The organism is Oerskovia douganii (assembly GCF_015142735.1).
Classification (GTDB): domain Bacteria; phylum Actinomycetota; class Actinomycetes; order Actinomycetales; family Cellulomonadaceae; genus Oerskovia; species Oerskovia douganii.
Map to the genome: position 1 here is coordinate 139,229 of NZ_JACSPN010000001.1, position 19,581 is coordinate 158,809.

At 74.0% G+C, this 19,581-nt stretch carries 17 protein-coding genes; 7 read left to right on the forward strand and 10 right to left on the reverse strand.

Going from position 1 to position 19,581, the window contains the following annotated elements; genetic code table 11:
- Positions 1 to 75: 75 nt before the first annotated feature.
- The 4 genes from H9623_RS00600 to H9623_RS00615 all read right to left on the reverse strand — a co-directional run bounded on the left by H9623_RS00600 (position 76) and on the right by H9623_RS00615 (position 4,546).
- Positions 76 to 1,746: a peptide chain release factor 3 gene (locus H9623_RS00600; protein WP_193718150.1), complete on the reverse strand. Its 1,671-nt coding sequence runs from the start codon at positions 1,744 to 1,746 to the stop codon at positions 76 to 78.
- Between the two features lie 123 nt (positions 1,747 to 1,869).
- Positions 1,870 to 3,468: a Na+/H+ antiporter gene (locus H9623_RS00605; protein ID WP_193718151.1), complete on the reverse strand. Its 1,599-nt coding sequence runs from the start codon at positions 3,466 to 3,468 to the stop codon at positions 1,870 to 1,872.
- A 79-nt stretch (positions 3,469 to 3,547) separates the two neighbouring features.
- Positions 3,548 to 4,144 carry a hypothetical protein gene (locus H9623_RS00610; RefSeq protein WP_193718152.1) on the reverse strand — a complete coding sequence of 199 codons (597 nt, stop codon included), beginning with the start codon at positions 4,142 to 4,144 and terminating at the stop codon, positions 3,548 to 3,550.
- Positions 4,145 to 4,153: 9 nt separating this feature from the next.
- The gene (locus H9623_RS00615) at positions 4,154 to 4,546 is read right to left on the reverse strand and encodes a hypothetical protein (RefSeq protein WP_193718153.1); all 393 of its coding nucleotides are present in this window, start codon (positions 4,544 to 4,546) and stop codon (positions 4,154 to 4,156) included.
- Positions 4,547 to 4,630: 84 nt separating this feature from the next.
- On the opposite strand from H9623_RS00615, the gene H9623_RS00620 reads away from it, so the two are divergent.
- Positions 4,631 to 5,515 (forward strand): alpha/beta fold hydrolase, encoded by an 885-nt coding sequence (locus H9623_RS00620; RefSeq protein ID WP_193718154.1) that lies wholly within the window; start codon positions 4,631 to 4,633, stop codon positions 5,513 to 5,515.
- A gap of 72 nt (positions 5,516 to 5,587) precedes the next feature.
- Here H9623_RS00620 and bsh read toward each other — a convergent pair whose 3' ends face one another.
- A complete protein-coding gene (gene bsh, locus H9623_RS00625) occupies positions 5,588 to 6,535 on the reverse strand; it encodes a choloylglycine hydrolase (RefSeq protein WP_193718155.1) in 948 nt (315 codons plus the stop codon).
- Positions 6,536 to 6,718: 183 nt separating this feature from the next.
- Between bsh and H9623_RS00630 the strand changes: the two genes are divergently transcribed.
- Both H9623_RS00630 and H9623_RS00635 read left to right on the forward strand, forming a co-directional pair.
- Positions 6,719 to 7,741 carry a beta-ketoacyl-ACP synthase III gene (locus H9623_RS00630; protein WP_193718156.1) on the forward strand — a complete coding sequence of 341 codons (1,023 nt, stop codon included), beginning with the start codon at positions 6,719 to 6,721 and terminating at the stop codon, positions 7,739 to 7,741.
- 64 nt (positions 7,742 to 7,805) lie between these two features.
- The gene (locus H9623_RS00635) at positions 7,806 to 8,450 is read left to right on the forward strand and encodes a hypothetical protein (RefSeq protein WP_193718157.1); all 645 of its coding nucleotides are present in this window, start codon (positions 7,806 to 7,808) and stop codon (positions 8,448 to 8,450) included.
- Positions 8,451 to 8,455: 5 nt separating this feature from the next.
- Here the strand turns inward: H9623_RS00635 and H9623_RS00640 are convergent, their stop codons facing one another.
- Positions 8,456 to 8,974, reverse strand: coding sequence for a MarR family winged helix-turn-helix transcriptional regulator (locus H9623_RS00640; RefSeq protein WP_321575184.1), 519 nt, complete (start codon positions 8,972 to 8,974; stop codon positions 8,456 to 8,458).
- A 117-nt stretch (positions 8,975 to 9,091) separates the two neighbouring features.
- Here H9623_RS00640 and H9623_RS00645 point away from each other — a divergent pair, with 117 nt between their 5' ends.
- On the forward strand, positions 9,092 to 11,368 hold the full coding sequence (locus tag H9623_RS00645; RefSeq protein WP_193718159.1) for an LLM class flavin-dependent oxidoreductase: 2,277 nt from the start codon (positions 9,092 to 9,094) through the stop codon (positions 11,366 to 11,368).
- Positions 11,369 to 11,514: 146 nt separating this feature from the next.
- On the forward strand, positions 11,515 to 12,558 hold the full coding sequence (gene mgrA, locus H9623_RS00650) for an L-glyceraldehyde 3-phosphate reductase (protein WP_193718160.1): 1,044 nt from the start codon (positions 11,515 to 11,517) through the stop codon (positions 12,556 to 12,558).
- A 92-nt stretch (positions 12,559 to 12,650) separates the two neighbouring features.
- Here mgrA and H9623_RS00655 read toward each other — a convergent pair whose 3' ends face one another.
- Complete coding sequence (locus tag H9623_RS00655) at positions 12,651 to 13,424, reverse strand: ABC transporter ATP-binding protein (RefSeq protein ID WP_193718161.1); 774 nt, start codon at positions 13,422 to 13,424, stop codon at positions 12,651 to 12,653.
- A gap of 136 nt (positions 13,425 to 13,560) precedes the next feature.
- On the reverse strand, positions 13,561 to 14,877 hold the full coding sequence (locus H9623_RS00660; RefSeq protein WP_193718162.1) for an ROK family protein: 1,317 nt from the start codon (positions 14,875 to 14,877) through the stop codon (positions 13,561 to 13,563).
- Positions 14,878 to 14,975: 98 nt separating this feature from the next.
- On the opposite strand from H9623_RS00660, the gene xylA reads away from it, so the two are divergent.
- Together xylA and xylB are read left to right on the forward strand one after the other, a co-directional pair.
- On the forward strand, positions 14,976 to 16,157 hold the full coding sequence (xylA, locus tag H9623_RS00665; RefSeq protein WP_193718163.1) for a xylose isomerase: 1,182 nt from the start codon (positions 14,976 to 14,978) through the stop codon (positions 16,155 to 16,157).
- Positions 16,158 to 16,168: 11 nt separating this feature from the next.
- Positions 16,169 to 17,644, forward strand: a complete 1,476-nt coding sequence (gene xylB, locus H9623_RS00670) for a xylulokinase (protein WP_193718164.1) — start codon at positions 16,169 to 16,171, stop codon at positions 17,642 to 17,644.
- A 158-nt stretch (positions 17,645 to 17,802) separates the two neighbouring features.
- On the opposite strand, the gene H9623_RS00675 is transcribed toward xylB, so the two are convergent.
- Both H9623_RS00675 and H9623_RS00680 read right to left on the reverse strand, forming a co-directional pair.
- A complete protein-coding gene (locus H9623_RS00675; RefSeq protein WP_193718165.1) occupies positions 17,803 to 18,789 on the reverse strand; it encodes an aldo/keto reductase in 987 nt (328 codons plus the stop codon).
- A gap of 183 nt (positions 18,790 to 18,972) precedes the next feature.
- Positions 18,973 to 19,548 carry a tRNA (cytidine(34)-2'-O)-methyltransferase gene (locus tag H9623_RS00680; RefSeq protein WP_193718166.1) on the reverse strand — a complete coding sequence of 192 codons (576 nt, stop codon included), beginning with the start codon at positions 19,546 to 19,548 and terminating at the stop codon, positions 18,973 to 18,975.
- Positions 19,549 to 19,581 lie beyond the last annotated feature (33 nt).

The following is a 19,581-nucleotide window of genomic DNA, read 5'->3' on the forward strand; positions in this document are numbered from 1 at the left end:
GCGCCCGGACGCCCGACGGCGGAGCACACCCGGGGACGCGGGTGCGCTCCGCCGTCGGGCAGGGGGAGCGGGCGGCTACTGGCCGAAGATCTCGTCCTCGAGCAGGACCACGCCCTCGAGACGGTTGCGCACCGACGTGACGCGCCAACGGTCCGGGAAGAGGGCCAGGTACTCGCCGTCCTCGCGCTGCAGGACCTCGACACCGGGCTGCTCGTTGAGCTTCGCGACCCAGTCCTTCGTGGTGCGCAGCGCCATGGAGTAGCCCAGGCGGTCGAGCGTCACGGGGGCGTTGAACTCGGTCGCCATGCGGTGCTCGGCGACCTCGAACTGCATGGGGCCCACGACGGCCAGGACCGGCGCCTGGTCGCCACGCAGGTCCGAGCGCAGGACCTGGACGACACCCTCCGCGCCGAGCTGCATGACGCCGCGCTGGAACTGCTTGTAGCGCGAGACGTCCTTGGCGCGCATGACCGCGAAGTGCTCGGGCGCGAACGTCGGCAGCGGCGGGAACTCGACCTTCTTGTCCAGGTAGAGCGTGTCGCCCACGCGCAGGCCCGCAGCGTTGACGAGGCCCACGACGTCGCCCGGGTACGCGGTGTCGACGATCGTGCGCTCGCGGCCGAACACCTGCTGCGCGTACTTCGTCGCGAACGGCTTGCCCGTGCGTGCCGAGCTCACGACCATGCCGCGCTCGAACACGCCCGAGCAGATGCGCGCGAACGCGAGCCGGTCGCGGTGCGCGGTGTCCATCCCGGCCTGCATCTTGAACACGAACGCGCTGAAGGGCGCCTCGACGGGGCGCGTGTCGCCCGTGACGGTCTCGCGCGGCGACGGGGAAGGGGCGATGTCCACCAGGACGTCGAGCAGCGCGTGGACGCCGAAGTTCTGCACGGCGGACCCGAACAGCACGGGCGTCGTCTGCCCGGCCAGGAACGACTCCTGGTCGTGGTCGCCGTTGGTGTCGGCGAGCAGCTCGGCCTCCTCGGTCGCGGTCGTCCACGCGTCCCCCTCGCGTGCCAGGGCCGCGTCGGGGTCCATGACCTCCTCGGGGGCGATCGTGGTGCCGCCCGCCGTGCGCGTGTAGTGCACGTACTGCCCCGTGCGGCGGTCCAGGACGCCCCGGAAGTCGCCGCCGACGCCCACGGGCCACGTGAGCGGGGTGGGGACCAGGCCCGTGCGCTCCTGGATCTCGTCCATGAGCTCGAGCGCGTCCTTGCCCGGGCGGTCCCACTTGTTGATGACCGTGATGAGGGGGATGCCGCGGTGCTTGCAGACCGCGAAGAGCTTCATGGTCTGGACCTCGAGGCCCTTGGCCGCGTCGACCAGCATCACGGCGGCGTCGACCGCGGACAGCACGCGGTACGTGTCCTCGGAGAAGTCGGCGTGCCCCGGGGTGTCGACCAGGTTGATCATGGCGTCGCGGTAGGTGAACTGCAGGGCGGCGGACGTGATCGAGATCCCGCGGTCCTGCTCCATGTCCATCCAGTCGGACACCGTGCGCTTGCCCGCCTTGCCGTCGGCGCGGCCCGCCTCGCGGATCGCGTTCGCGTGCAGGGCGAGCGCCTCGGTGAGCGTCGACTTCCCGGCGTCCGGGTGGCTGATGACGGCGAACGAGCGGCGGCGCGACGCCTCCGCGAGGACGGTCGCCTGCTCCTTCGCCGCGCTGCCCGGCGAGCCGGACGCGCCCGCCGGCGAGGCGGGGGCGGTGGTGCTGGAGGTCGTGGTGGGCTGGTCCGCTGAGGGCACTGGAACGTCCTGTGGCTTCCTGCAGTTTCCTGCACGATCGAGGTCAAGGGGGCGGGGCGCATCCGCGCGGGACGCAGCACCCAGCTCTCCATTCTCCCGCGAGATCGAGGCGACGATGACCACTCACCCGGGTGCCGGGTCTCCCCGGCTCAGCCGGATCTCCTCGAGGTCGAGCCGCGCCTGCACCTGCCGCAGGACCGTGTCGTCGATCGCGCGCTGGTCGCGCAGGCGCACGACCGTCTCGCGCTTGCGGGCCAGGAGCGCGAGGCGCAGCTCGGTGTACTCGTCGTCGAGACGCAGCACCGCGGGGTCGTCGCCCTCTGCGCCCTCGGTGCTCCGGGCCCGCAGCAGCGTGAGGTGCTCCTCGTACTCCCCGCGCAACCGGTCGACCACGGACGGGTCGGTCCCGAGCGTCGCGGCCACGTCGGGGAGCGCGTCGAGCGCCTCCTGGGCGGCCGTCTCGTCGGCGAGGCGACGCTCGGAGGCGAGGCCGTCGTCGTCGGGCAGGCGCGCCCACCGGATGGTGGGGGCCAGCAGCAGGCCCTGGACCACGAGCGTCGTCGCGACCACGCCGCTCGTGATGAACACGATGAGGTCGCGGTCGGGGAAGGGTGCGCCCGAGCTCAGCGTGGTGGGCACGGCGAGCGCAGCGGCCAGCGACACCGCGCCCCGGAAGCCCGCGACCGTGCTCACCGCGCGGGCCCGGTTCGTGACGCGCCGCGCACGCTGGGAGGGACGGCGGTCCACCAGGCGGATCGTGTACGCCGAGACCACGAGGAACACGAACCGCACCGCGAGGATGACCCCGCACACGACCACGACCCCCACGACCGCCGTCACCAGGTCCTCGGAGACCAGGTTGCGGACCGCGGACTGCGCCTCGAGGCCCACGAGCACGAACAGCGACGCGTTGATGAGGTACGTCGAGACGGACCAGAACGCGACGGTCTGCTGCCGCGTGGCCGCGCGCCCGATGCGCGGCCCGACCTGGCTCATGACGAGCCCGCACACGACCACGGCGAGCACCCCGGACGCCTCGATCAGCTCGGCGAGCAGGTACGCCGTGAACGGGATGAGCAGGACGACGACGTTGCCCAGCAGCGGGTCGTCGATGCGGCGCCTGGCCTGGACGGCGAGCCACGCGACGAGCAGACCCACCACGATCCCGCCGCCGTACGCGAGCACGAACAGCCATGTCACGTGTCCCGCGCCGAGGGTCTCCTCGCCCACGGTCACGCCCACCGCGACGCCGTAGAGCACGAGCGCGGTGCCGTCGTTGACGAGGCTCTCGGCCCGCAGGACCGTGACCGTGCGCCGGGGCAGGGCGCGCGCGAGGACCCCGACGGCGGTCGCGTCCGTCGGCGCCACCGCCGCGCCCAGGACCCACGCGGGCCCCCACGGCAGGCCCAGGGCGTGGGCGGCGGTCGCGACGGCCGCCGCGGTCACGACGACGAGGAGGGTGCTCGTCAGGACGATCCCGCGCAGCGCCGCGCGGATCTCCCGCAGCGAGATGGTGATGGCCTCCCAGTAGAGGAGCACCGGGAGGAACACGAGCAGCATGAGCTCGGGCGGCAGGTGCACCTGACGCAGCGCGGGCACGAACCCGAGCACGATCCCCGCGACGAGCAGCAGGATCGGGGGCGCGACGCGGGCGCGGCGCGCGAGGACCCCGCACACGACGACGACCGTTCCGAGGACCACGACGAGCTCGAGACCGATCACGGCTTCCTCCTCGCGGTCACCGCCCGCCGCAGGAGCGCATGGCACCGATCATCCGGCACCGTGCGGGTCCGCGCACGCGTCAGCGCTCGACGATGGTCGTCACGACGTCCGTCACGGTCGGCCGTCGCGGCACCGAGCCGAACCCGAACCGGACGGGCGGGTCGACGTCGCGCAGGTCTCCCAGCGGGTCGCCCGCCCACGAGGCCCGTGCGGCCGTGATCCGGTGCACGTCCGTCGCGCCGTAGTGCTCGACGCGTCCCGGCCCCGCGCTCCCGCGCGTCCGGACCCCGCGGAGCAGGACCCTGGCGACGGGGTCCGTGAGGACGGTGGCGTGCCGGGAGGTGGCGACCGGCCGGGGCAGTCCGCGCAGCAGGCGGCCGAGCGCCGTACGGCGCCCCACGTCGACCCACGCCTCGAGCGGCCCGGCGACCACGTGCCACCCGTCGGACACGGCGACCGGGCACACCTCGACCCGGTCGAACCGGTAGGTCGCCGCGACGAGGTCCGCGACGTGGTGCGACGGGGCGAGGAGGACGCGCTCGCCGTCGGGCCGCTCGACCATGACGTCGGCGAACGACCCGAACGGGGACACGTCCCACCTGCCGACGACCACACGCGTCCCGGACGCGGTGCCCCACCCGGCGATGCGACCGTGGAACCGCAGGACGCTCGACACCCGGGCAGCCTAGATCGTCGGGGAGAACCCGGTCGAGAAGAACGCCGCGACGACCGCCGCGCAGGTCACGACCGCGTACGTCGCGAACAGCAGGCGCTCGGCCCCGGGCCGGCTCGCCCATGCCTGGCGTCGCGCGACGAGCAGCAGGGCCAGCCCCAGCGCGACCACACCCGCCGACGCCAGCGCCGCGCCCACCCGGACGCCCTGCGCCGGGCAGGGAGGAGTCGCGACGACGGAGCCGCCCGCCCCACCCCCTGCCGCTGCGCACACGACCTCGAGCGTCGCGCTCCAGGCCAGCGCCACGCACGCCGCGGCGGCCAGCAGCACCGCACGCCGGACCGGGTGGACCGAGGCAGGGGCGCGTCGTGCCTCGGGGGCCGTGGAGCTCTCGTCGTCGAGCATCGCAGCAGTCTGCCAAGCCCCGCCGGATCCCGCCAGACCCGCACCGGTTTCTCCCAGGCCCTGGTCCGGGGCGAAGATCTACCCGTGCACCGCAGCCACCCCGACACCGACGTCCCCGCCCCCGCCGACCCCGGCGCGACCCCGACCACGGGCCGCACGGGCCACAACGCCTGGAGGCTGTACAGGACGGCGACCCCGTCCCCCGCCCACGACGCCCCGCAGCCCCCGCCCGTCCTGCTCCTGCACGGCGTGACCGACTCGGGGGAGTGCTGGCCCGGCACGGTCCGCCACCTCGTGCGCTCGCGCGACGTCCTCGCGCTCGACGCCCGGGGTCACGGCGGCTCCGACGTGCCCGACGAGCCGTTCACGCTCGCGGCGCTCGCGGACGACGCGGCCCGCACGGTGCGGGAGGTCCTCGGGCGCCCGGTGGTCGTCGTCGGGCACTCGATGGGCGGCCTCACCGCGCAGGAGCTCGCGCTGCGGCACCCGGACCTGGTCCTGGGCCTGGTCCTCGAGGACCCGGCGTGGGGCGTCCTCGACGCCGAGCACGACGAGGGCGGGCGCCCCGTGTTCCTCGCGCCGGGCATCGACGCGGCCCGCGGGCGCCCGACGGCGGAGCTCGCCGCCGAGTTCCGCGCCCGCTACCCGCAGTGGTCGCCCGAGGAGTCGGAGCCGTGGGCGCGCGCGCAACAGGCGGTCTCGCCCCGGCTCCTGGAGGTCCCGCACGAGTGGACCGCACGGGACTGGCCGGTCGCGTTCGACGGGGCGGCGCCCGTCGTGGTCGTCGCGGGCGAGGAGGCGCACGGCTCCCTGGTCTCCGACGACGGTGCACGCCGCGCGGCCGACGTCCTGGCGGGCGCGGTCTGGGTCGTGCGGGTCGCGGGAGCCGGGCACAACGTGCGCCGCGACGACCCCGTGACGTTCCTCGGGCTGGTCGACGGGCTGCTCGCCGAGGTCGAGGCGCGCTGACCGGCCGGCGGTCGGCGGGCGACCGGAGGGCGAGCGCCGTGATCGCACGGCGCCCGTTCTCCGACCCCTCGCCTAGGCGAGGACGAGCTTCTCGCCGTCCGCCGCGTGGTCGGCCAGCGCGACGCTGCGGACCGCCGGGTCGTCGTAGGTGTTCCAGTAGTACGTCGTCGTCCTGGACGAGAAGAGCCCGGTGTAGATCGTGATCTCGAACTCGCCGGATCCCATCGCGGCGCAGCCGTCGACCATCGCGACCTGCTGCAGCGTGTGGAACGCCCGGCTGACGTTCTCCTCCTCGGTCCCCTTGGCCGGGTAGTGGGCGTTGACGTAGGCGGCGCGGACGAACCGGGAGGGCGAGTAGTAGTCCCCGGGGATCCCGCGCATGTGCGAACCCGAGCCGAACGGCGTGAGGTGCGCCTTGCCCAGCACGGTCTCCTGAGGGAACTCGGGGGAGGCGTTGAGGTAGTTGCGCAGGTTCTCGTGGTGCCAGGCGAACCCGGGCTGGTTCGTCAGGACGTCGACGTCGTCGTCGAAGACGTGCAGGCCGTCGCTCGTGTGCTCCACGACGATCGCCCGGTCGGCGTCGGCGATGACCCAGTGCAGCAACGAGCTCGGGTACTTGTCGTTGATCGGCTTGTCGACGATCACGACGTCCTTGAGCGCGGCCTCCACCTCGTCCACGCTCGCGAACTGCGAGCACACCCACAGCGGGAACTCGTACGCGGCGACGTTGACCGCGCCGTCCACGGGACCCGGGGCGTACGCCGCGTACCCGGGGAAGTTGAGCCCGGCGACGGCCAGGCCCGCGTCGTTGCCCGCGTCGAAGTAGAGCGGCGTGTCCTCCTCGACGATGCCCATGCCGATCGTCGCGTGCTCGATGCTGCGCACCGCGCCGAACGGTGACCGCGGCGCGTAGCCCGTGGGGGTGATCACCACCTGCTCCCCGTACCCGCTCGTCCAGTCGAGGTTCCGTGCGAGGTAGACGTTGCCCTGACCGTCCGAAAACCGGATTCCCGTGCACATAGCGCTGCTCCCGTCGTCGATGCAAGTTCGCGGCGGACGCGGCTCGTCGCACCGCCGCGTCGTGCCCCCGTCCTTCCCATCGTGGTGCTTGGGAGCCGATCGCGCTCAGCGGGGCTCGCACCCGACGGGGACGTCGAGACAGGCGACTTGGTCGATCCGCCCACCCGGGGGAATGATCGACCCATGCTCACCCTCACCGGAGCCGCCGGCTCGCGCATCGTCGGGATCGGCCACCACCAGCCCGAGCGGACGCTCACCAACGACGACATCGCGCAGCTGGTCGACACGAACGACGAGTGGATCCGGTCCCGGACGGGGATCGTGACGCGCCACGTCGCGGCCGAGGACGAGACCGTGGCCGACATGGCGACCGCCGCGGCACGCCACGCCCTGCAGGACGCCGGCGTCGCGCCGAGCGAGGTCGACATGGTCATCGTCGCGACGGCCACGGCGCGCGACCGCTCGCCCAACACCGCGGGCCGCGTGGCGTACAACCTGCGCACGGGCGTCATGCCCGGCCAGTCCACGCCGGAGGAGGAGGACGCGCCGGACCTGCGCGGCGTCGTCGGGCCCGTGATCCTGGACGTCAACGTCGCCTGCTCGGGGTTCGCGCACGCCCTGGCGCTCGCGGACCAGGCCATCCGGACGGGCTCCGCGACGACGGCCCTGGTCATCGGCGCCGAGAAGCTCACCGACTTCACCGACTGGACCGACCGCGTGACGTGCATCCTCACGGCCGACGGCGCGGGGGCGTTCGTGGTGCAGGGCACCGACACCCCAGGGGTCGGGCCGGTCGCATGGGGATCCGAGCCCGAGCTGACCCCGGCCGTGCTCATCGAGGCGCCGGACGAGAAGTTCGTGCAGGACGGTCGGGCCGTGTTCCGCTGGGCCATCACGCGCGCGGCGGACCGGGCGCGCGCCGCGGTCGAGAGGTCGGGCCTGACGCTCGACGACATCGAGGTGCTCGTCGCGCACCAGGCGAACCTGCGCATCATCGAGCCGCTCGCCAAGGCGCTGGGCCTCGAGGACAAGGTCGTCGTCACCGACATCACCGAGTCCGGCAACACCTCGGCCGCGAGCATCCCCCTGGGCCTGTCCAAGTGGTGGCACGCGGGCAAGATCCCCGCCGGGGTCCCCGCACTGCTCATCGGGTTCGGCGGCGGCTTCGCCTGGGCCGGGCAGGTCGTGCAGACGCCCACGCGCTGAGGTCCTCCGCGCCCTCGCAGGTGCATCCCGGGACGGCCGCGCGCCGCCGTGCCACGCTGGGCGCATGGCTCGCGAGGAACGCGTCCGCCTGCGCCGCGAGGCGTGGGGGTTCGTCCTGGGCTCGGCGTGCTTCCTGGTCGGCGCGGTGCCGTTCTACGCGCAGGCCGTGGGACCCGTCGTCGTCGGTGTGACGTTCTGCGGGGGCTCGGTCCTCTTCACGCTCGCGGCGGCGGTCCAGCTCAGCCTGAGCGGACGCCGCGTTCCCCGCCGGGGGACCAGCCCGGCCGACCGCTGGGACTGGTGGGCCGCGGCGGTCCAGCTCGCCGGGACCCTCTTCTTCAACGTCAGCACGGCGGCCGCGCTGGGCGCGGCGATCGCCGACCCCGCGCGACTGGGCGCGGGCTGGCGGCCCGACGCGTACGGGTCGGTCGCGTTCCTCGTCTCGAGCGCGTTCGCGGTGCTCGCGACGAGGGACCGCGGTCACCTGTGGGACAGGGACGCGCGGACGTGGCACGGGACCTGGCTCAACCTCGTGGGGTCGGTCGCGTTCGCCGCGTCGGCCGTGGGGGCGTACGTGGTGCCGGAGACGGGCTCGCTCGTGAGCGCGTTCTGGGCGAACCTCGGCACGCTGGTGGGGGCGGCGTGCTTCCTGGTCGCGGCGCTGCTGTCGCGGCGGACGATCGGCGAGGAGGCGCCCGCGGCGTCGTGACCCGGCTATCGCGCGGGGCGTGGGCGGGCTCGTGCCGAGGACGTGGCGTCCATGCCCTGCACGACGACGGCGCACCGGTCCTCGTCGTGGGCGGCCCCGTCGGCGGCGCGGTCGAGCAGGCGTCGCAGCGTCGCGCGGTCGGCGGCGTCGAGCCCGCCGAGCAGGTCCTCCTCGGCTGCGGCGACGCGGGCGTCGAGGTCAGCGAGGACCTCGCGCCCCTTGGCGGTCGCGACGATGCGGCGGGCCCGGCGGTCGGTGGGGTCGGCCTGGCGCTCGACGAGGTCGCACTCGACGTACTTGTCGATCAGGTACGTCATGACGGTCCGGTCGATGCCGAGGCGCGCGGCGAGCGCGGCCTGGCTGGGCGGGGTGTCGTGCACGACGGCGGAGAGCACCTGGTAGCAGCGCGTCCCGTCGGGCAGGTCCTCGGCGAGCGCGTCGACGCGCGCGCTCCAGCCGCGCAGGAGCGCGGCCAGGGGCCAGCCGAGAGGGGAGCGGGTGGCATCGGGTGTCGCGAGGGTCACGGGACAAGGATACACCGGAATGGTCTGCCATCGAGATGAGTTGCTGGTGATATCGTCTGTCATTCAGACGATCTTGGAGACGACCGCCGCCCACCGCGGCACACGGAGCGCGCACGCATGACGGACTACGGCCACGACCTCATCCTCGGGACCTTCCTGACCCCGCAGAACAGCGATCCCCAGGTGCCCGTGCGCCTCGCGCAGGTCACCGAGCAGGCAGGGCTGGACCTGGTGACCTTCCAGGACCACCCCTACCAGCCGGCGTTCCTCGACGCGTGGACCCTCATGACCTGGGTCGCCGCCGCGACCGAGCGCGTGCACGTCGCGGCCAACGTGCACAACCTGCCGCTGCGCCCGCCGGCCGTCCTCGCCCGGTCGGCCGCGAGCCTCGACCTGCTCTCGGGCGGCCGCTTCGCCATGGGGCTCGGCGCGGGCGCCTTCTGGGACGCGATCGAGGCAATGGGGGCGCCGCGGCTCACGCCGGGCGAGGCGGTCACGGCCCTCGACGAGGCGCTCGACATCATCCGCGGCATCTGGGACACGAGCGACCGCACGCCCCTGCGCGTGCACGGCACGCACCACCAGGTCGACGGCGCCAAGCGTGGCCCCGCCCCCGCGCACGACATCCCCATCTGGATCGGCGCCGTCAAGCCCCGCATGCAGCGCCTCATCGGCCGCAAGGGCGACGGCTGGCTGCCCTCGATGTCCTACCTGCAGCCCGGCGACCTCGCCAAGGGCAACGCCGTGATCGACGAGGCCGCGCTCGGTGCCGGGCGCGACCCCAGCGCGGTCCGCCGCATGGTCAACCTCAACGGCCGGTTCTCCGCGGGCCGGCTCGGCCACCTCCAGGGGCCGCCCGAGCAGTGGGTCGAGGAGCTCGGTGCCCTCGCGCTCGAGGACGGCGTCTCCGGCTTCATCCTGGCGACCGACGACCCGCGCGACATCCAGACCTTCGGCGAGGAGGTCGGCCCGGCGCTGCGCGAGCTCGTCGCGGCCGAGCGCCGGTCGACGGGCACCGCTCCCGCCGGTCGCCGCCGCGGGGCCCTGGCGCTCGCGGCGCGCCGCGAGGGCATCGACTACGGGTCGGTTCCCGCAGCGCTGGCCGAGCGCGCGGTCGAGCCCGGTGACAGGGCGTACGACGCGGTCCGCCACACCTACATGCGCTCGGGCTCGCCCGGCATCGTGCTGCGCCCCCGCACGAGCGACGAGGTCGCCGAGGCCGTCGTCTGGGCCCAGGAGCAGGGTGTGCCGCTCGCGGTCCGCTCGGCCGGGCACGGCATCAGCGGCCGCTCGACCAACGACGGCGGTGTCCTGATCGACGTCGGCGCCTTCGACCAGGTCCACGTGCCCGACGACGGCACCCACCGCGTGCGCCTCGGTGCCGGCGGGACGTGGGGCCAGGTCGCCGAGGTCCTCTCCCCGCACGGGCTCGCGATCAGCTCGGGCGACTCGGGCGGCGTGGGCGTCGGCGGTATCGCGACGACGGGCGGCGTCGGGCTCCTGGGCCGCAAGCACGGCCTGACGATCGACCACGTCGTCGCGGCCGAGATCGTGACCGCGGACGGCCAGGTCCGCGTCGTCGACGCCGAGCACGACCCCGAGCTGTTCTGGGGCCTGCGCGGGGCGGGCGGCAACCTGGGCGTCGTGACCTGGGTCGACGTCGAGGCCACGCCCGTGACCGACCTCGTCTACTCGATCATGGTCCTGGACGCGTCCGACACCGCCGGGCTCGTCGAACGGTGGGCCGCGACCGTCGAGGCCGCGCCCCGCGAGCTCACGAGCTTCCTGCACATGAGCGCCGCGCGGGGCGGGCGAGGCCCCATGGCCCAGCTCATGACCGTGTGGGCCGACGACGACACGGGCGCTGCGATCCGCGCGCTCGAGGAGCTGGCCGACGCGGCCCCGCTGCTCGACCACCAGGCCGTCCTCACGCCCTACTCGGGCATCGTGCGCCGAGCCGACGCCCAGCACACGGGCGGCGGCGAGCCCGGCTCGCGCTCGGGCCTGATCGAGCACGTCGACCGGGGCGCCGCGCGCGACCTCGCGGCCTTCCTCGCCGGTGGCGGCGCGCAGCTCCTCCAGCTGCGCGCGGTCGGCGGCGCCGTCAACGACGTCGCGGCCGACGCGACGGCGTACGCGCACCGCACCCAGAACTTCTCGGTCGCGGCCTTCGGGTCCCGCGGAGGACCCGTCGGCATCGACGGCGCGTGGGACGAGCTGGTGCACCCGCACACGGACGGCCTGTACCTGTCGTTCGAGACCGACACGCGTCCCGAGCGCCTGGGCGAGGCGTTCCCCGAGCCCACGCTCGCGCGCCTGCGCCGGCTCAAGCGCCAGGTCGACCCGGCCAACGTGTTCTCGGCGAACTTCCCCATCCCGCCCGCGGAGGGCTGAGACACCTGGACGTCGGACGAGCGTGGGGCGATGTGCACCGCGCCCGTCCGGCGGGGGATCGTGGGGCCACCTGCGCGCCGTGTGGGGGAGGTGCTCGGGCAGCCGGCCGAGATCGTGGCCCGGGGCCTCGGGTGCACAATGGCACCATGCCTCTCGCACCCCGCTACCTCGCCGCCGAGGACCGCTACGAGTCCATGTCCTACCGTCGCGCGGGCCGCAGCGGCCTCGCCCTGCCCGCGCTGTCGTTGGGGTTGTGGCACAACTTCGGGGACGTGAACCCGTTCGACAACCAACGTGCGATCCTGCGCCGCGCGTTCGACCTGGGGATCACGCACCTCGACCTCGCGAACAACTACGGCCCCCCCTACGGCTCGGCCGAGGAGAACTTCGGGCGCCACCTCGCGCGCGACCTGCGCCCCTACCGCGACGAGCTCGTGATCTCGAGCAAGGCCGGGTACGACATGTGGCCCGGCCCCTACGGCGACGGCGGCTCGCGCAAGTACCTGCTGTCCTCGCTGGACCAGTCGCTCGCCCGCATGGGCCTCGACTACGTGGACATCTTCTACTCGCACCGCTTCGACCCCACGGTGCCCCTGGAGGAGACCATGGGAGCGCTGCACACGGCCGTCGTGAGCGGGCGCGCGCTGTACGTCGGCGTGTCCAACTACTCGCCGTCCCAGACGCGCGAGGCCGCGCAGATCCTGGCCGACCTCGGCACCCCGCTGCTCATCCACCAGCCCAGCTACTCGATGTTCAACCGGCACGTCGAGCTGCCCGAGGCCGGGCACGAGGACGGCGAGAACCTGCTCGACGTCGTCGAGGACCTCGGGATCGGGACGATCGTCTTCTCGCCGCTCCAGCAGGGGCTCCTGACGGACCGCTACCTGTCGGGCGAGGTGCCCGCGGGCTCGCGCGCCGCCGTCGGGCACTTCCTCAAGCCCACCGCGATCTCCGAGACGTACCTCGAGCGCGCTCGCGCCCTGAACGAGATCGCGGCCGGGCGCGGGCAGTCGCTCGCGCAGCTCGCGCTCTCCTGGGTCCTGCGCGACGAGCGCATCACGTCGGCGCTCGTCGGGGCGAGCAGCGTCGCGCAGCTCGAGAACAACGTCGCCGCGCTCGAGGCCCCGCCGCTCACGGCCGAGGAGGTCGCCGCGATCGAGCCGCACGCGGTCGACGGCACGACGCGCTGAGCCGCTGGCCGGCGGCTGCCGAACCCGAGGTCGGTCGGGCAACGTGACGCGGGTGCCTGACCAACCTCGGGTTCGGCACCTCGCGGGGTGACTCAGCTCCAGCGCTGGACCGCGAGCGGCGCGGCCTCCGCCAGCTCACGGACCACGGGGTGCTCGCTCTCGGCGAGGACCTGCTGCAGGGGACCGGACTCGACGAACTCGCCGTCGACCAGCAGGTGCGCCGACGACGTCATGCGGTGGACCAGCTCGAGGTCGTGCGAGACCAGGAGCACGCCCGTGCCGAGCTGCCTGGCCGTGTCCTTGACCCGGCCGGCGATCTCGCCGCGCATGGTCGGGTCGAGCGCCGTCAGGGGCTCGTCGAGCAGCAGGACGTCGGGGCGCGTCGCGAGCGCGCGGGCCAGGGCGACGCGCTGGCGCTCGCCACCGGACAGCGTGCGCAACGGGCGGTCGGCGTAGCGGTGCTCGAGGCCCACGAGGTCGAGCAGGTCCTCGATCGACTGCCCCGAGGGCCGCCCGCCCTTGCGCGCGTCGGTCAGCCCGGACTTGAGGACGTGCTTGACCGTGCTGGCAGGGTCGGTGCCCGGCAGGCCGTCCTGCGACACGCGCCGGACCGCGGCCTTGAAGAGCTTCTTGTCGCGGCGGCCCAGGCGCGTCACGGTCCGCCCGGCCCACGTGACGGTCCCGCTCGACGGCTTGATCTCGCCCAGGAGCGCGCTCACCAGCGTCGACTTCCCGACGCCCGACGGGCCGACGATCCCCACGGGATCCTGCCCGGCCGCGAGCTCGATCGACACGCCCCGCAGGACGTCCGTGCCACCGTGCCCGGCCCAGAGGTCGCGTGCCTGGAGGATGTGGGTGCTCGTCATGCTCGGTCCTTCCGAGGGTGGGTCAACCGCTGCGGGGCGAGGTGGCCCCGGTGGTCCAACGAACGACGGTACCCGCGTTCTCCCGGTCGCCGGTGCGGCGCGGGTCACACCGGCCGCCGGGCGTGCGGCCCGCCCGTCAGTCGCCCGTCGTCCAGGCCGACGGTGCCGCGACCACGTCCCGCAGCACCGTGCGCGCGCCGCCGACCATGGCCGCGTGGTCCGCGACGAGCGCGGGGCGCAGGTCGAGCTCGGTCCACGGCGACGCGAGGACCCGCGTGGTGAGCTCGGTCGTCACGGCGTCGCGCAGGTGGGGCAGCAGGTCGGTGTAGATGCCGCCGAGCAGCACGGTCTCGATGTCGACGAGGTTGACGAAGTTCGCGAGCGCGCGCCCCAGGGCGGTCCCCGCGGAGACCGCGGCGGCGAGGGCCGACGGCGTGCCCGCCTCGAGCGCGTCGAGGAACGTCTCGATGGGCGCGTCCAGGGCGATGCCGGCCGCGCGCAGCATCGCGTCCTTGCCCGCGTACTGCTCGAGGCAGCCCGTGGCCCCGCACAGGCAGCGGGGCCCGTTCGGGTCGACGACGACGTGCCCGATCTCGCCGCTCCAGCCGCGGTTGCCGAGGAAGAGCTCGCGGTCGATCACGATCGCGGAACCGATGCCCACCTCGCCCGAGACGTACAGGAACGACGACGGCACGGGGGGAGCGGCGCCGTCGGGCGTGCTGCCGGGACGGTCGCCGGACGGCTCGCCGGACCGTGGTCGCGTGCCGGCCGGGCCCGCGGCGTCGCCCGGCGCCGCGAGCTGGGCGAGGCCCGCGAGGTTGGCCTCGTTGGCGATCTCGACGGGCAGGCGCTCGGGCAGGCCGAGCAGCGGGACGGGCAGGAACGAGGACCAGCCGAGGTTGGGCGCGACCTGGAGGCGGCCCGCGCGCGCGTCGACCAGGCCGGGCAGGGCCAGCCGTGCGCCTGCGACCTGCATGTCCTGGGCCTCGACCTCCTCGACGAGGCGGCGGGCCAGGGCGCCCAGGCGCCCGAGGACCTCGGCGGGGTCGCTGCCGTGCAGGTCGCCCGGGACGACCTCCTGCGCGACGACCTGCCCCGTGAGGTCGAGGACCGTCCCGCCCAGGTAGTCGACGTTGACCTCGAGGCCCAGCCCCACGATCGTGCGCTCGGCGGGAGTCAGGGGGACGGCCGGGCGGCCCGCGCGCTGTGGTGTCACGGGCGGGAGCTCGCGCACGAGGCGGGCGTCGATGAGCTGGTCGACCAGCACCGACACCGTGGCGCGCGTGAGCCCGGTGGCCGCGGCGAGGTCGGCGCGCGACCGGGGGCGGGGCGCGTCGAACAGGGCGTGGGAGACCAGGGCGAGGTTGTACTCGCGCAGGGTGTGCTGGCGGGCGGCGGTCGAGCGCCCTCGGGCTGGCGTCCTGCTGCTGGTCGAGGCCTCGTCGCGGTTCACGTCTTGACCTTACCGACAGGAGCGCATAAGTTCATCCGTACAACAAATGACGCCTGCTCTCGACGACGGAGCCGGCCCATCTCGACGAGGAGACTGTCGTGGCTGACGCGATCGACCAGAACATCAACTTTTCCTTCGGCCTGTGGACCGTGGGCTGGACCGGGCAGGACCAGTTCGGCGGAGCCAGCCGCCCCCACCTCGACCCGGCCGACTCTGTCCGCAGGCTCGCCGACCTCGGCGCGTGGGGCTTCACGTTCCACGACGACGACGTCGTGCCCTTCGGCTCGGACGACGCGACCCGCGAGCAGCTCCTCGGCGACGTCAAGAAGGCCGCCGACGAGACCGGCCTGACCATCGAGATGGTCACGACCAACCTCTTCAGCCACCCCGTCTTCAAGGACGGCGGACTCACGTCCAACGACCGCGGCGTCCGCCGCTACGCGCTGCGCAAGGTCCTGCGCAACGTCGACCTCACGGCCTCGCTCGGCGCCAAGACCTTCGTCATGTGGGGCGGCCGCGAGGGCACCGAGTACGACGGCGCCAAGGACCTCCACTCCGCGCACGAGCGCTACGCCGAGGGCCTCGACCTCACGGCCGCGTACATCAAGGACCAGGGCTACGACATCAAGATCGCGCTCGAGCCCAAGCCCAACGAGCCCCGCGGCGACATCTTCCTCCCGACCATCGGGCACGCCCTCGCGCTCATCGCGAAGCTCGAGCACGGCGACATCGTGGGCCTCAACCCCGAGACCGGCCACGAGCAGATGGCGGGCCTGAACTACACGCACGGCCTCGCACAGGCCCTGTGGGCGGGCAAGCTCTTCCACATCGACCTCAACGGCCAGCGGTCCATCAAGTTCGACCAGGACCTCGTGTTCGGCCACGGCGACCTGCTCTCCGCGTTCTTCACGGTCGACCTGATCGAGAACGGGTTCCCCAACGGCGGACCCCGCTACGAGGGCCCCCGCCACTTCGACTACAAGCCCTCGCGCACCGAGGTCGAGGTCGGCGTCTGGGACTCGGCCAAGGCCAACATGGAGACGTACTCGATGCTCGCGCGCAAGTCCGCCGAGTACCGGGCCGACCCCGAGGTCCAGGCCGCGTTCAAGCACGCGGGCGTGTTCGAGCTCGGCGAGAGCACCCTGGGCGCGGACGAGACCGTCGCGGACCTGCTCGCCGACCGTGCGGCCTACGAGGAGTTCGACGTCGAGGCCGCCGCGGAGCGCGACTTCGGCTTCGTGCGCCTCAACCAGCTCGCGCTCAAGCACCTGATCGGCTGATGGGCGAACTCATGACCAGCGCTCTCGTCGCAGGGATCGACTCCTCGACGCAGTCGTGCAAGGTCGTCGTCCGGGACGCACGGACCGGGGCGCTCGTGCGCTCCGGCTCGGCGTCCCACCCCGACGGCACCGAGGTCTCGCCCGACGCGTGGTGGGTCGCGTTCCGGACCGCGGCCGAGGTCGCGGGCGGGCTCGACGACGTCGCGGCCCTGGCCGTGGGCGGGCAGCAGCACGGCATGGTCGTGCTCGACGCCGACGGCGAGGTGATCCGTCCCGCGCTCCTGTGGAACGACACCCGCTCGGCCGGTGCCGCGCAGGACCTGGTCCGTGAGCTCGGCGACGGGGACCCCGGGGCCGGGGCCAAGGCGTGGGCCGAGGCCGTCGGGTCCGTGCCCGTCGCGTCGCTCACCGTGACCAAGCTGCGCTGGTTGCGTGACGCCGAGCCGCAGAACGCGGCGCGCGTCGCGGCCGTCGCGCTCCCGCACGACTGGCTCACGTGGCGCATCGCGGGCTACGGTCCGCGGAGCGAGGGCCTCGAGCCCGACCTCGGCGCGCTCGTGACCGACCGCTCCGACGCGTCCGGGACGGGCTACTTCGACGCCTCGGCCGACGGCGGGCGCGGTGCGTACCGCGCCGACCTGCTCGAGCTCGCGCTCGGACGCTCCGACGTCGCGCTGCCCCGGGTCCTCGGACCGGGGGAGTCCACCGGGCCCGCGGCTCGCGGCGTGGCCGGGGCCGGGGTGGCCGCTGGGGCCCTGATCGGCCCCGGTGCCGGGGACAACGCGGCCGCGGCCCTGGGTCTCGGCATGCGGGCGGGCGACGTCGCGGTCTCGATCGGGACCTCGGGGGTCGTGTCCGCCATCGCGTCGTCCCCCACGGCCGACGCGAGCGGGCTCGTCAACGGGTTCGCCGACGCCACGGGCAACTACCTGCTGCTCGGGGTGACCCTCAACGCGAGCCGCGTCCTCGACGCGACCGCGCGGGTCCTGGGCGTGGACCACGCGGGCCTGTCCCGGCTCGCGCTCCAGGCGCCGGCGGGGGCCGACGGCCTGGTGCTCGTCCCGTTCCTCGAGGGCGAGCGGACCCCCAACCGGCCCGACGCGAGCGGCACCCTCCACGGGATGCGCCTCGCGACCATGACGCCCGCGCACCTGGCGCGGGCCGCCGTGGAGGGCATGCTGTGCGGCCTGGCCGACGGCCTCGACGCCCTGCGTGCGCAGGGCGTCACGGTCGAGCGGCTCCAGCTCATCGGCGGGGGCGCGCAGTCCGAGGCGGTGCGGCGCATCGCGCCGCAGGTCTTCGGCCTGCCCGTCACGGTCCCCGAGCCGGGCGAGTACGTGGCCGACGGCGCCGCTCGCCAGGCGGCCTGGGTGCTGTCGGGCGAGGCGGAGGCCCCCCGGTGGGAGACGTCGTCGAGCACGGGCTACGACGCGGAGCCCGAGCCCGGGATCCGCGCGCGGTACGCGGCGGTGCGCGACCTGACCTGAGGTCGGGCGCCACGGCCGGAGGGCAGCCGCCGAGTGCGGAGCTGTCGAGTGCGGAGCTCTTGTGCGACACGCCAGGCGTGTCGCACAAGAGCTCCGCACTCGCCGTGTGCGAGCCCGGCCGGCTCGCACTCGCCGTGTGCGAGCCCGGCCGGCGCCGGCTACAGCCCGGTCATCGCCTGCATCGCCTCGTTGTAGCGCGCCCCGGCGACGCCCAGGCGCTCGGCGGCCTCGCCCAGCGCCGTGAGGTCGGCCGCGGGAAGGTCGAGCGTGACCGCGCCCAGGTTCTCCTCGATGCGCGACAGCCGGCGCGTGCCCGGGATGGGGACGATGTCCGGCCGCTGGGCCAGCAACCAGGCCAGCGCGACCTGGGCCGGGGTCGCCCGGTGGGCTGCGGCGACCTCCTCGACGAGGTCGACCAGCGCCTGGTTCGCGGCCCGGTTCTCCTCGGTGAAGCGCGGGATGAGGGTGCGGACGTCCCCCGGGGTGAACTCGGTCGACGTGTCCACGGTGCCCGTGAGGAAGCCCTTGCCGAGCGGGCTGAACGGCACGAGCGAGATGCCCAGCTCGTCGAGCGTCGGCAGGATCTCTGCCTCGATCTCCCGGGTCCACAGCGAGTACTCGCTCTGCAGCGCGGTCACGGGGTGCACCGCGTGGGCGCGGCGGATGGTGCCTGCGCCGGCCTCCGAGAGCCCGAAGTGCGCCACCTTGCCCTCGGCCACGAGCTCGGCGACCGTGCCCGCGACGTCCTCGACGGGCACCGCGGGATCCACGCGGTGCTGGTAGAACAGGTCGATCCGGTCGGTGCGCAGCCGCTGGAGCGACGCGTCGGCGACGCGGCGGATCTGCTCGGGGCGGCTGTCGACCCCGACCGACCTCCCGTCGCGGATGTCGAAGCCGAACTTGGTCGCGAGGACCACCTGGTCGCGCAGCGGCTCGAGCGCCTCGCCCACGAGCTCCTCGTTGACGTACGGGCCGTACACCTCGGCCGTGTCGAAGAACGTCACGCCCCGTTCGACGGCGCCACGCAGCACCGCGATCATCTCGTCCCGGTCACCGGGGTTGGGCCCGTAGCTCTGGCTCATGCCCATGCAGCCGAGCCCGAGCGCGGACACCTCGAGCCCCTGGCCCAGCGTTCGCTTCTCCATGCGGTCCTCCTCAGGTCGTGCCGTCGATCGCTTCACCTCGACGGTACGGGGGTCGGCAGGAGGCAGGGAGTTCCTGGCGGTACCTCCCTCGGCGCCAGGACGTCCGGTGCGGTCAGCTCTCGATCGTCGGCGGCCGACCCGTCGAGGCGTTCCCGCCCTCCGGCCCGGCCCCCGCTCCCGAGGTCAGACCCCGCCCGCGAACCCCGTCTGCCGCCATGCCTCGTAGATCGCGATCGAGGCGCTGTTCGTGAGGTTGAGCGACCTGCGCCCCGGCAGCATGGGGATCTTCACGTGGTCGGTGACGCGGGGGTGGGCCAGGACGTCGTCGGGCAGCCCGGTCGGTTCGGGGCCGAACAGCAGCACGTCGCCCGGGCGGTACTCGACGTCGGTGTGCCGCGTGGTCGCCTTGGTCGTGAAGGCGAAGACGCGGGCCTCGGGCATCGAGGACAGCGCGGCGTCGATGTCGGCGTGCACCTCCATCGCGGCGAGGTCGTGGTAGTCGAGCCCGGCGCGACGCAGCTTGGGCTCGTCGAGGTCGAAGCCCAGGGGTTCGACCAGGTGCAGGCGCGCCCCGGTCACCGCGGCGAGCCGGATCGCGTTGCCGGTGTTGCCGGGGATGCGGGGCTCGAAGAACACGAGGTGGGGGAGCGTCGGGGCCGGGCGCCCGGCGTCGGTGCCGAGGTGCGGTCGCCAGTCCTCGGTGCCGGTGACCCCGGTGGACGGTGCGGGCGCGGGAGCGGAGGGTGCGTCGTCGGGCATGGTCCTGATTCTCCCACCGGGAGCAGGGGCGCT

Excerpts from the sequence above, each read along its gene's own strand:
- H9623_RS00615 (WP_193718153.1), bottom strand. The coding sequence starts at position 4,546 with ATGCTCGACGACGAGAGCTCCACGGCCCCCGAGGCACGACGCGCCCCT.
- bsh (WP_193718155.1), bottom strand. The coding sequence starts at position 6,535 with ATGTGCACGGGAATCCGGTTTTCGGACGGTCAGGGCAACGTCTACCTC.
- H9623_RS00630 (WP_193718156.1), top strand. The coding sequence starts at position 6,719 with ATGCTCACCCTCACCGGAGCCGCCGGCTCGCGCATCGTCGGGATCGGC.
- H9623_RS00635 (WP_193718157.1), top strand. The coding sequence starts at position 7,806 with ATGGCTCGCGAGGAACGCGTCCGCCTGCGCCGCGAGGCGTGGGGGTTC.
- H9623_RS00645 (WP_193718159.1), top strand. The coding sequence starts at position 9,092 with ATGACGGACTACGGCCACGACCTCATCCTCGGGACCTTCCTGACCCCG.
- mgrA (WP_193718160.1), top strand. The coding sequence starts at position 11,515 with ATGCCTCTCGCACCCCGCTACCTCGCCGCCGAGGACCGCTACGAGTCC.
- H9623_RS00655 (WP_193718161.1), bottom strand. The coding sequence starts at position 13,424 with ATGACGAGCACCCACATCCTCCAGGCACGCGACCTCTGGGCCGGGCAC.
- xylB (WP_193718164.1), top strand. The coding sequence starts at position 16,169 with ATGACCAGCGCTCTCGTCGCAGGGATCGACTCCTCGACGCAGTCGTGC.
- H9623_RS00675 (WP_193718165.1), bottom strand. The coding sequence starts at position 18,789 with ATGGAGAAGCGAACGCTGGGCCAGGGGCTCGAGGTGTCCGCGCTCGGG.
- H9623_RS00680 (WP_193718166.1), bottom strand. The coding sequence starts at position 19,548 with ATGCCCGACGACGCACCCTCCGCTCCCGCGCCCGCACCGTCCACCGGG.